8 protein-coding genes and 2 pseudogenes are annotated in these 12,221 nt (G+C 59.1%); all 10 read left to right on the top strand.

From position 1 onward, the window contains the following. Nucleotides 1–1,513, top strand: a 1,513-nt coding sequence (locus ABJF10_RS23130; protein WP_348546984.1) for a sulfatase-like hydrolase/transferase, incomplete at its 5' end; no start/stop codon positions are given. A 42-nt stretch (nucleotides 1,514–1,555) separates the two neighbouring features. Next, nucleotides 1,556–3,019 (top strand): annotated as a pseudogene (locus tag ABJF10_RS23135) (alpha-L-fucosidase). Between the two features lie 51 nt (nucleotides 3,020–3,070). Then, nucleotides 3,071–4,477 carry a sulfatase-like hydrolase/transferase gene (locus ABJF10_RS23140; protein WP_348546985.1) on the top strand — a complete coding sequence of 469 codons (1,407 nt, stop codon included), beginning with the start codon at nucleotides 3,071–3,073 and terminating at the stop codon, nucleotides 4,475–4,477. Between the two features lie 38 nt (nucleotides 4,478–4,515). Next, entirely contained in the window at nucleotides 4,516–5,178 is a 663-nt protein-coding gene (locus tag ABJF10_RS23145) for a hypothetical protein (RefSeq protein WP_348546991.1), read from the top strand. A gap of 50 nt (nucleotides 5,179–5,228) precedes the next feature. Beyond that, nucleotides 5,229–7,835, top strand: coding sequence for a DUF4838 domain-containing protein (locus ABJF10_RS23150; protein ID WP_348546986.1), 2,607 nt, complete (start codon nucleotides 5,229–5,231; stop codon nucleotides 7,833–7,835). A gap of 7 nt (nucleotides 7,836–7,842) precedes the next feature. Then, nucleotides 7,843–8,721 carry a hypothetical protein gene (locus ABJF10_RS23155; RefSeq protein ID WP_348546987.1) on the top strand — a complete coding sequence of 293 codons (879 nt, stop codon included), beginning with the start codon at nucleotides 7,843–7,845 and terminating at the stop codon, nucleotides 8,719–8,721. Between the two features lie 38 nt (nucleotides 8,722–8,759). Next, nucleotides 8,760–9,674, top strand: coding sequence for a PIG-L family deacetylase (locus ABJF10_RS23160; protein ID WP_348546988.1), 915 nt, complete (start codon nucleotides 8,760–8,762; stop codon nucleotides 9,672–9,674). 41 nt (nucleotides 9,675–9,715) lie between these two features. Beyond that, nucleotides 9,716–11,362 (top strand): sialidase family protein, encoded by a 1,647-nt coding sequence (locus ABJF10_RS23165; RefSeq protein WP_348546989.1) that lies wholly within the window; start codon nucleotides 9,716–9,718, stop codon nucleotides 11,360–11,362. A 5-nt stretch (nucleotides 11,363–11,367) separates the two neighbouring features. Then, nucleotides 11,368–12,024 carry a hypothetical protein gene (locus ABJF10_RS23170; RefSeq protein ID WP_348546990.1) on the top strand — a complete coding sequence of 219 codons (657 nt, stop codon included), beginning with the start codon at nucleotides 11,368–11,370 and terminating at the stop codon, nucleotides 12,022–12,024. Between the two features lie 4 nt (nucleotides 12,025–12,028). After that, nucleotides 12,029–12,221, top strand: a pseudogene (locus ABJF10_RS23175) (mucin-desulfating sulfatase); the annotation flags it as partial.

Below are 12,221 nucleotides of genomic sequence, written 5' to 3' on the forward strand. Positions count from 1 at the left end.
CGTCTTCATCTTCGCCGATGACTGGGGCTGGGGCGATCTGTCCTGTCACGGGCATCCGTGGCTGAAGACACCGAATCTCGACCGGCTGGCGAGCGAGGGGACGGACTTTCAGCAGTTCAATGTGCTCAATCCCGTGTGCTCGCCGAGCCGCACGGCAGTGATGACCGGGCACTATCCGGCGCGGTATTCCATTCACCAGCACTTCGCCGCGCCGGCGCAGAATCATGAGCGCGGGATGCCCGACTGGCTGGATGCAAAGGCGCCGACGCTGCCGCGTTTTCTCCGGCAGGCAGGCTATCGCACGGCGCATTTTGGCAAGTGGCATCTCACCAATGCGCAGACGAAGGGCGCGCCGCTGCCGACGGCTTACGGCTACGACGAGTATTCCGTTTTCAACGGCGGCGAAGGCTGGCCGTCGGAGGGTTTGCACGACACGGCGAAGGACACGGTGGCATTCATCAAGGCGAATCGCGACAAGCCGTTTTTCATCAACGTGTGGATCCACGAGAGCCACACGCCGCATGTGCCGACCGATGAATCCATGGCGAAGTGGAAGCATCTCGACGAGCAGAAGCAGGTCTATTCTGCGGTCATTACCGATGGTGACAACGCCGTCGGAACGATCCTCGCCGCGCTCCAGTCCGAGGGTTTGGAGAAAAACACGCTCGTGATGTTCTCCAGCGACAACGGTCCCGAATGGACGGCGAAAAAAACGGGACCGAAGAAGCTCGACCCCGATGCGCAGGTGACCGGCTACGACAGCTATTACAGCATCGGCCAGACGGGCGGTCTCCGCGGGCGCAAGCGCAGCCTTTTTGAAGGCGGCGTGCGCGTGCCGTTCATCGTGCGCTGGCCGGGGCACACACCGGCGGGCGAGAAGAACGACACGACCGCCTTCACCGCTGTGGATTTGCTGCCCACGCTCTGCGCCGCCGCAGGTGTGAAGCTGCCTGCGGACTATCACGGCGATGGAGAAAACCTCCTCGATGTCTTCAATGGCGGGAGTCGCGCGCGGACGCGCCCCATCTTCTGGGAATGGACCGGCGGCAAGACCGAGCCCGACTGGTGGCCGCGCCTCGCGGTGCGCGACGGCGATTGGAAACTCGCGATGACCGACGATGCCAAGCGTGTCGAACTGCATCGCCTGACCGAGGACCGGGCGGAGGCCAATGATGTCGCGAAGGAACATCCCGACATCGTCGCCCGCCTGAGCAAGCTCGCGCTCGACTGGAAAGCCACGCTGCCCACGAAGCCGAATCCCGAGTGCCTGACCACCGAGCCCGTCACCGAGAAGCCCGCCGCCCCGAAGTCTGCGCCCAAAGGCGTGACACCCGAGGCTCGTGCGAAGGCGTTCGACCGCTGGGACACAAACCACGACGGCTTCCTCACACTTGATGAATACAAGGCCGGACTAAAGGGACAGGAGAACGTCGAGGCGCGGTTCAAGAACTTCGACAAGAACGGCGATGGCAAGCTGACGCGGGAGGAGTTCGTAGGTCCGTCCACCAAATGACAACGTGACCCGTTTCAAGTGACCAATAATCAACAATCAACAATGAAAAATCGATCCATACTCACAGTCCTCGCCGCAGTCCTGCTGACTCCAATTCCAGGGTCCGCTCAGGCCGAATCCACCAACTCACCGGAAACGGCCGGCCGAGCCGCCCAAGGCTCCAAAGCCGCCCAAGCCGCCCACGACGCGCGGATGGAATGGTGGCACGACGCAAAGTTTGGGATGTTCATCCACTGGGGGCTGTATGCCATTCCGGGCCGCGGTGAAAAAGTCATGAACCGGGAGACCTATTCGGTGGCGAAATACGCCGAGCTGGCGAAGCAGTTCAACCCGGTGAAATTCAACGCCGAGTAATGGGTGCGGTTCGCCAAGGATTCCGGGATGAAATACATGGTCATCACCGCCAAGCACCACGATGGGTTTGCGATGTATGATTCCAAAGTCAGCTCCTTCAACATCGTGGAGGCCACGCCCTTCAAACGCGATCCGATCAAGGAACTGGCCGACGCCTGTGCCAAGGCAGGCATTAAATTCGGCGTTTATTACTCCGAAGGTCAGGACTGGCATCATCCTGGGGGCGGTGACTTGAAAGGTCCCTGGGATCCGGCTCAAAAGGGCAACTACGACCAATACATCCATACTATTGCCATTCCGCAGATCAAGGAGCTGTTGAGGGACTACAAACCCGCGGTGCTCTGGTTTGATGCGCCGCCGAAGAAATATGATCCGGTCATTGCCGGGGAATTTATGCAGGCCATTCGGAGCATTCACCCGGAAACCATCGTGAACAGCCGTTTTTCGTATTCCGGAAACAATATGAAAGCACTCGACAAGGCTGGTTTGGACGAACAGCGGGAGATCGGCGTGGACTACCTTTCCTACCCCGACCGCGACATTCCCACACAGCCCGCGCCAACTTGGGAAGAAGATTGGGAGACCTGCATGACACTGAACGATTCGTGGGGTTACACTGCGGCGGATGACGACTGGAAATCCCCGCAAACGGTCGTTCAAATGCTGGCCCGTGTGGTCAGCAAAGGTGGCAACTTTCTGCTGAATTTCGGACCCACCGCGGAAGGCGTATTGCAGCCCGAATCCACGGAGATCATGAAGCCCGTGGGTAAATGGTTGCAGGCTAACGGCGAGTCCATCTATGGCGCCCAGCCAAGTGATCTCGGAAAGTTCAAGGAGGTCCCAGCAGTCAAAAAAGGGAAGCGGAAGGGAGCGCCGGATCTCGAAGTTGACTGGCTGGCCACCTCGCGACCGGCGGACAAAGCGACGGGACAGTCGGCCAAAATCTACCTGCATATCTTCAAATGGCCGGCGGGACGCTTCGAGGTAAAGGGGCTGACGAGCAAAGTCAGCAACGCGTATTTTCTGGCCGATGCCAAACGCGCACCGCTCCAGTTCACGCAGCAGGATGGAACTGTTTCGATCGAGCTTACGGGCAAGGCCCCCGACCCCTTGGACACCGTGGTTTGCCTGGAATATGCCACCGGCCACTGACGGAATGCGCATCCGACAGCGAAGTCACATCACCATGAAAAAAATCAATCTATGAAAATCAAACACAAGATCGCACTCGTGGCCGCACTCATTGCCACGCTATTGGCCGCGCAAGGAACTGCCCTGGCTGCACCTGCGCAGAAACCCAACATCGTTTTCATCTACGCCGACGACTGGGGCTGGGGCGACTTGTCCTGCCACGGCAACACGTGGCTGAAAACTCCCAACCTCGACCGGCTCGCCAGCGAGGGCACGGACTTCCTGCAGTTCAACGTGCTCAGCCCCGTCTGCTCACCCAGCCGCGCCGCTGCCCTCACGGGACGTTATCCATCCCGCTTTGGCATCAACACGGTATTCGGCCCTCAAACGCCTCCTGAGATGCCTGATTGGTTGGATGGAAAGGCTCCCACCATTTCCCGCTATCTCAAAACTGCCGGTTATCGCACCGGTCACTTTGGCAAATGGCATCTGGGTGAAGGTGGGCCGGCCATGGCGGATTACGGCTTTGACGAATCGGCGGTTTATCATGGCCCGGGACCGAAAGTCAGTCCCAGCGGCAACGGCATTCCCGACAAGGCCGTGAAGTTCATCGAGGCAAACAAAGACAAGCCATTCTTCCTCGATGTATGGCTTCACGAGAGCCATCTCGCTCATACTCCTTCTGCCGAATCGATGAAGCTGTGGAAAAATCTCGACGAGCGCAAACAGGTCTATGCGGCGGTCATTACCGATGGCGACAACAAGGTGGGCATGGTGCTCGACGCCCTGAAGCGCTGCGGCGTGGAAGGGAATACCATCGTGGTTTTCTCCAGCGACAACGGCCCGGCGAAATCGAAGGAAGACGATAAAGGTGTGCCCGGTAAGTATCGCAGCTACTACAGCATCGGTGAAACCGGTGGCATGCGCGGGCAGAAAACCAGTCTCTTTGAGGGCGGCGTGCGGACGCCTTTCATCCTGCGCTGGCCGGGGCACACCCCTGCCGGAGTGAAGAACGATACCACGGTTCTTTCTGCGGTGGATTTGCTCCCCACCTTCTGTGCCGCAGCCGGAGTTACCCCTTCGGCAGAGGACAAACTGGACGGCGAGAACCTCCTGGAGGCTTTCAATGGCAAGCCTGTGCTTCGCACGCGTCCCGTCTTTTGGAGAATCAATGGACAAGAAAAGGAGCCTAACTATTGGCCGGATCTGGCGGTTCGTGATGGCGACTGGAAGCTGGTGACGACCTTCGACGGCAAGCGCGTCGAATTGCACAACCTGATTGCGGATCGCAACGAGGATATCGCCAAAGATCAATCAAAGGAGCACCCCGAACTTGTGGCCCGGTTGACCAAAATGGCACTCGACTGGTATGCCACCCTGCCTGCCAAGGTTGATCCCACTTGTGTCGATCCGAAACGGGACACGACCAAGAAGACTGGCAGGAAATCCCCAAAAAAGAAGGATACGGAGGAGGAGTGATCCGGTTGCTTCCAGCACCATTCACCGAGAGATAGATGATGAGGAAGATCCTATACTCTCTCGCCGCTCTGCTGCTCGCAGAGTGGGCCGTGCTGCACGCCGCGGATGTGCCACCATCCGTCACCAAACCCAGCATCGTCTTCATCTTCGCCGATGACTGGGGCTGGGGTGACCTGTCCTGTCATGGGCATCCGTGGCTGACCGACGATGCCAAGCGTGTCGAACTGCATCGCCTTACCGAGGACCGGGCGGAGGCCAATGATGTCGCGAAGGAACATCCCGACATCGTCGCCCGCCTGAGCAAGCTCGCGCTCGACTGGAAAGCCACGCTGCCCACGAAGCCGAATCCCGAGTGCCTGACCACCGAGCCCGTCACCGAGAAGCCCGCCGCCCCGAAGTCTGCGCCCAAAGGCGTGACACCCGAGGCTCGTGCGAAGGCGTTCGACCGCTGGGACACAAACCACGACGGCTTTCTCACGCTCGATGAATACAAGGCCGGCCTGAAGGGGCAGGAGAACGTCGAACAACGGTTCAAAGGCATCGACGGAGCCCAGCCCAAGGATTTGTTCCCCTGGCACTTCAACGTCTGCCGCCAGCGCGTCCGTGGAACCACCATCGAACGCACTGCCTATTCCGCCACTGGCAAAGACGATTTTTATGTGCCGGAAAAGTTTGCGAAGCTTTGGGGAAAAGGCAAGTAACAGCGAAGCCAATGAATCCAATACACCTTGTTCCATTTTGCACCCCACGCATGAAGCTTCTTACCTCGCTCGTTTTTTCACTCGCCTTTGCTGCAACAGCCATCAGCCAGACCAAGGCCGGTGGCGATGATGCGCCGGAGGACATGATCCTCGGTTTCCGGGGCAAATCGAAGTATCAGATCGTGGTGCCGGATGCTGCGGCGAATGCGGCGGCGGAGTCTTCGGTCACGCGGGCGGCGGAGTTGTTGCAGCAGGCATTCGCGGCGAATGCGATCAAGCTGGAGGTAAGGAAAGAGTCGGAGGCGGAGGCGGCGCGGCCTGGGTTTTACCTCGGTGCGACCAAGTTTGCAGCGGCTAATGGCGTAGACGCGAAGCGCCTTGGCGGATGGAGTTATGTCCACAAAGCGGTGGGTCGCCACATCATCATCGCGGGCAATGATGCGCCGGACACGCTGGTGGGAAAACGCGCCACGATCCGCAAGGATGTGACGATCCCCTATGCAGGGACATTGTTCGGAATGGCGGAGTTCGTTTACCGTTACGCGGGAGCGCGATTCCTATCGCCCGGCAATAACGGAACCGCGTTTATTCCGACCTCGATCATTCATGTCCCTGGCAATTTGAATACAAACGGCTCCCCGTTTTTCATCGAGCACGACTTTCGCAATTCCCCCGACCTCTTTTTTACGGCCAATCATTGCCTTGGTTTCCAGCGCATCTGGTCGCGGTGGGGGCATCAGCACCCATCGGCCGTCCCGATCAGCCAATACGGAAAGGACCACCCGGAATACTTCATCCTGGCCGGCGGCGTGCGGCAGCCCGCATTGACGATGAAGGATGGAGAAGGGCAACTCTGTCTCTCCAATCCGGAAGTGCGTGAGCTGATTTACAAACACCTTCTCGAACGATGCGACGAAGGTTTTGACATTGTGGAGCTGGGTCAGGCCGATGGATTCAGGTCGTGCCAATGTTCGAAATGCGCCGAACTCTATGGGGTCACTCCGGACTCTGTCCCCACGGACGGCTCGGCCTATAACATTTGGGGCGAGAAGATCTGGATCATGCACCGCGATATGGCGCTGCGCCTGCTGAAGGACCGCCCCGGAAAGAGGATCATGATGTCAGCCTATTCGGTGGCCGCTCCGCCACCGCGGACCTTCAACGAGTTTCCGCCGAACACGATCATTGAAATGATGGATTCGTCCGAAAAAGCGTTCGAAGCTTGGAAAACTATCAAAGTGCCAGGCGGATATTCGGCCTATCTCTACAACTGGGGCGCCCTACACCTGAAGGGGCTGACCGTGGCCCAGATTGCCGCGCAGAACGACCGGCTGGTAACTAACAACGTCCACGTCGTCCAGGTCAATGGCATCCCGCGGCCAGGCCAGTGGGGGCTCGAAGGTCCCAACATCTATATCTATTTGCGGCTGGGCATTGAACCTTTCACAAAGAGCGCGGACGAGCTTTTCAACGAATACTTGCAGGCAGCGTTCCGGGAATCAGAACCCCAGATGCGGCGTTTTTTTATTACCTTTCAGAAACGGGTAGCGCTCCTGGAGACCCTCAAGGAATACACTTCCAAAATAGAACGCGATCCGATCTTTACGCTTGGAACGTTATACACCCCGGACCTGATCAATGCCATGGAGGAGGACTTAACGCAGGCGGAAAAAAACGCCCAACTGCCCGAGGTGAAAACGCGCTTGGACATTGTCCGTTACGAGTTCGATTTCCTCAAGCATACCGTGCTGGTAATCAACGCATATCGTAATCATCAGGCCATGAACGACGCAGCGTCGCTGAACCAACTGCTGAACACCGTGGATGCCCGGAACAAGTTTGTTGCTGCGGTGGTGAACGGCGACGCCAAGTATCCAAAATGGAAAAACCCCGCCTTCCCTCAAAGGAACGAACCCGATTTGAAATTCGCCCAGACTTACATGGACCGTGCTCCGTTCAACTGGGACACCGCGAAGATGCGGGCCAATCCCGCGCAGCTCTCGCGGCAAACCAAGTCGCTGGAGATAGCGAAAGTGTCCGAGACATTGACGCTGGATTCGCCGCGCTGGAAGAGCGCGGAGGAGCACACCCTCGGTCCCGTGGAAGACGCAGCAACGGCCCTGCAAGCAAAGACAACCTTTCGCGTGCTGTGCGACGACGGTCATCTCTATGTGCGCGTCAGCGGTGAGCAGCCAGCGGGTAAGATGAAGTTCGTGACGCGTGGCCACGATGCCGAGTTATGGCTTCAGGAAAGCATCATCGTGAATGTGTCACCCTCCGGGGATCGCAGCCGCTACTTCTACTTTGCCTATGAACCGGAGCCGACCTCCTTCAATGATGCTGAGCACGGTTTCATCACTGATGTTCTGCATCCCCGCTACGGCTGTAACGACGAAAGCTGGAATGGCAAATGGACGTTCGAGACCAAGCTGTTGCCCGACAAGAACCGCTGGGAATCCATGGCGGTAATCCCTTTTGAAACCCTCCGCGTGGCAGCGCCGAAGAAGGGAGATATGTGGTATCTCAATGTCGGTCGCGTTCACTTCATCGACGCCGCGGAGAAGAAGGACCAACGGGAAAACTCCGTGTGGACTGGCAAGCTCAACGCCTCCCGCATCCCCGGCGATGCGTCCTTCGGCACGGCAACCTTCAAGTGATCACCCCATGACCCGTCTCATCATCACCATCATCAGTGCGCTTACTTTGCTCAGCGTCTCGTCGCACGCGGTTGACTACACACAGCTCGGTGCTGTGAAGCGCCTCACGGCGGACAAGCGCTACGACGAAGCCATTCAGAAGCTCGAAGCCCTCGCGGCCAAGACCGACGAGGCCGGAGAAAACTTTGGCTACCTCAGCCTCGCCTTGGACCTGGCCGTCAAGTCGCTGAAGAACCCAGACCGTGCGCTCGCCCTCGCCGCCGCGGTCAAAGACCCCGCGCATCGTGATTTCGCCAAGCTGCGCGTGCTCGCTGAGTTCGAGCGCTACGATGAGGCGCTGGCGTCGGTGCAGGGCAAAGACATCGACGCATGGCCCGTGCGTTGTCGCGGTCAGGCGCATGGTCTTCTCGCCGAAATCTATCATGCCAAGAAGGACGCCGCCGCTGAACTTCAGCAGTGGCACCTTGCAGCCGATTCAGCCGGCACAGAGATAGGCGTGCGTGGTCGTGCGTTGCGAGAAACGGGCATGCTCCATCTCAAGCAAGGCCACACCAAAGAGGCCGAAGAGCAGTTCCGCAAAGCCATCAACGTCACCCCCGCGAACTACGCGTGGCGCGTCGAAAGCCTCATCGCGCTCTCGCGTTTGCTCATCGAGAACCAGCGAGCCAAGGAAGCCGTGAAAGCCTTCGACGGCACGGACTTCACCAGTGTCTCCAACCTCAGCTCCAAAGCCAGTCTGCTCGAAGCCTACGCCCGCGCGCTCCTCGCTGCCGGGAAGAAGATCAAAGCCATCGAGACCTTTGATCAGTTGCTTCAACTCAACATCCCCACCGAGCGGAAGGATCGCATCAACAAGGAACTCGATCAGCTGGCCGAGGATTTTTAGCCCCAGAAACACACACTTACCCACCATAACTATCCACCATGAAACTCAGTTCACTTCTCAGCTACGCCACCGCGCTCCTGTCGTTCACGCTCATGCTTCCCTTCACCGCTCATGCTGCGGACGATGATGGGAAGCTTCGCATCATCGTCTTCGGCGCACATCCCGATGATGCGCAATACACCTCCGGCGGCACCGCCGCGAAGTGGGCGAAGCTCGGGCATCATGTGAAGCTCGTCTCCGTGACCAATGGCGACATCGGGCATTGGCAGTCGGCGGGTGGACCGCTCGCGCAGCGGCGGCTCGCAGAAGTGAAGAAGGCGGATGCCATCGTCGGTGCGGAAACGCTGGTGATGGACATCCATGATGGCGAGCTGGTGCCCACGCTGGAGAACCGGCAGAAGATCATCCGCGCCATTCGCGAGTGGCGGGCTGACATCGTCATCGCGCATCGCCCGTGGGACTATCATCCCGACCATCGCTACGTGGGCGTGCTGGTTCAAGATGCAGCCTTCATGGTCACTGTGCCGTTCGTATGCAGTGATGTGCCACCGCTGAAAAAGAACCCGCTATTCCTTTATTCGAGCGACGGTTTTCAAAAGCCCTATCCGTTCAAAGCGGACATCGCCGTGTCAGTGGATGACGTGTTTGATCAGAAACTCACCGCGATCCACGAGATGCCCTCGCAGCACTACGAAGGCGGAACCAATGGCGGCGAAGAGTATGCAGCCAAGGTGCCACCTGCCAGCGACGTAGCGGCTCGCAAAGCCTGGCTGCGCGAGCGTTGGGAGAGACGCCAGGGCGGCGAAGCGAAGCACTCCCGCGATGCGCTGATCAAATACTATGGCCCAGAGAAAGGCGCCGCAGTGAAGTTCGCCGAAGCCTTTGAGATTTGCGAATACGGCCGCCAGCCGACGGTCGAGGAAATCAAGGTGTTGTTCCCGTTTTTCCCCTGACCTCAGAGACTGACCCTCGCACTTTTGAATTCGGCCAACCCATGAAACGCACGCTTTCACTCCTCACCGCCCTATTGCTCGTGCCGCTGGCTGCGCTCCACGCGGCTGATGACTCGGACATCCAGTGGCTCGTCAGCTACGACGGCAAGGATTTGCCAGGCGCGATGTGGACCGCCATCGGCAAGCCGAACGCAAAGATCGCGAACGGCACGCTGCATCTTGTGGATGACTCCACGACGGAGTCGGGTGCGTTTCGCGCAGCGTGGAAGCCGCAGCCGGATACGAAAATCGTGGTGGAGGCAAAGGTGCGTGTGGAAAGTGCGCGACGTGGAGGCACGGGGATGCTGCCGCGGGTGGACTTGCTCGTGAGCGATGGGAAGCATCAGGAGGGGCTGCTGCTGTGCCCGGAGCGCATCGCGAACTGGCATGACCGCGTGGCGTTCATGGATGCGAGCAAGGAGTTTCACACTTATCGGCTCGTCATTCGCGGCAATGACATGAGCATCGCCGTGGATGGCGAGGAGAAGATTCACGGCGAGGGTGCTTTTTGGAAACCGGCGGAGAACGGCGAGGCCTTCGTGCAGTTCGGGTCCACGGCCCCGCTTTGGACGGGCGGCGCGTTTTGGCAGTCGGTGAAGCTCGGGGTGCGCAAGGCGTCGCAGCCCGCGAAGTCGAAGCTGCGCATCACGGTCAGCAAGCCTTGGGACATCCCGCCACCGCCCGGCTGGGACAAGCCACGCGCGCGTGGCGAAGCACTGCGCACCGCGGACACGGAGATTGGCATCGCGGTCGCGGACGAAGCCAAGGACAAGCCTATCCCACCCACGCGGCCGTATCTCTACGATGTAGGCAAAGGCGTGCTCATGCTCAGCGTCGCGCAGGGACCGGATGCTATTTACGAGCCCTATGGCGTGCTCAAATCCACCGACGCAGGCAGGACGTGGCAGCCTGTCGCCGACCTGCAATTCAAGACCTTTGCGCCGCAGCCGCACATCCGCATGACCGATGGCGACATCCTCGGCGTCTCGCGTTGGAACGTGAAGTATCAAGAGGGCATCTATGTCGGCATGAGCTATCGTTTTGATGCGAAGGCGGAGAAGTTCACGATGTTCGAGAACCTCATCCAAGTGCCGAAGAAGTCCGGCCAGTTCGGCGTCGCTTTTGATCGTGACATCTTCGACCTCGGCAACGGCGAAACCATGGCCGTCGTTTACACGGCCATCTCGAAAGGCGACATGCATTCCTATCTCATGAAATCCGCCGATGCCGGTAAGACGTGGACTTACTTCTCTACCATCGGCGCAGGCCCCGAGCCGTCCGTCGTGCGCTTCTCCGCCACGGAAATGATGGCCATCCTGCGCCCTCTCTCCTTTGGTCCGCTGCGGCAAACGTGGTCGCACGACGGCGGCAAGACCTGGGACAAAACTACTCCGCTTGAAGAAGGCAGCGTCGCGCCCGACATGACGCTCATGAGCAATGGCGTGCTCGCGTGCAGCTACGGACGCCCCGGCTCGAACCTCATGTTCAGCACCGACCAAGGCCACACCTGGAGCCATCACACCGTCATCACCGACTCCGGCGGATTCAACTACACCGCCATCCGCGAAGTCAGCCCCGGCAGACTCCTCTACATCCACGACGCGCCAAACCTGCGGGCGCTGTATGTGGATGTAGAATGGGTGAAATAATGCCGATGAACACGAATCTCACCCTCCTCACCGCCCTACTTCTCGCGCCCCTCCAAGCCGCTGAAAGATCGCCCATCCAGATCACCGATCACACAGTCGTCTTTACGCACACGAGCACGGATCCGAAAGATCCGGCGAACACATCGGGCTACAATTTGGGGCCAGGCATCACGGTGCTGCCGGATGGGCGCTTGATGGCGGCTTGGTTTTCGTCGCCAACGGAGGGCGCCGAATCGCAGCGCATCGTGCAGGCGTTTTCATCGGATCAAGGCCGCTCCTGGGGCGAGGCGAGCGTCTTGCAGGACATCGCGGGCAAGGCCGATTTCGATCCCGTGCTGTTCGTTGCAGGGAAGGAGACCTTCTTGTTCTTCTCCTCCTTCAATCCGCAAATCGACATTTACTACCGCCGCAGCGGCGGCTGGGGAACGCCCGGCGATGCCGAGGCCAAAAAGGAGGGCCTGCCCGACGTGCAACTCTATGATTTGGGCAAAGACATCGGCGAAACTACGAATGTGCAGTCCACATTTCCCGACGTCGTTGCGCGCATGACGAAGATCCTCGAACAGCAGATTGCCGACGGCCGCAGCACTCCCGGCGCAAAACAAACGAACGACGCCGCCATCGTCGTCATGAAAGCCAACAAGAAAGCAGCGCAGGAATAGATCTATGAAACACCACATCGCACTCATCGCCGCACTCCTCCTCAGTCCGCTGGCCGCGTCCCGCGCCGCCGATGCAGTGAAGGGGCGACCTAATATCGTCTTCTTCCTCGCCGATGATTTACGCCCAGATTGCCTCGGCATTCTCGGGCATCCGATCGTGAAGACGCCGAATGTCGATAAGCTGGTCGCGAACGGCT

The sequence above is a fragment of the Chthoniobacter sp. genome, assembly GCF_040003245.1.
Lineage (GTDB): Bacteria > Verrucomicrobiota > Verrucomicrobiia > Chthoniobacterales > Chthoniobacteraceae > Chthoniobacter.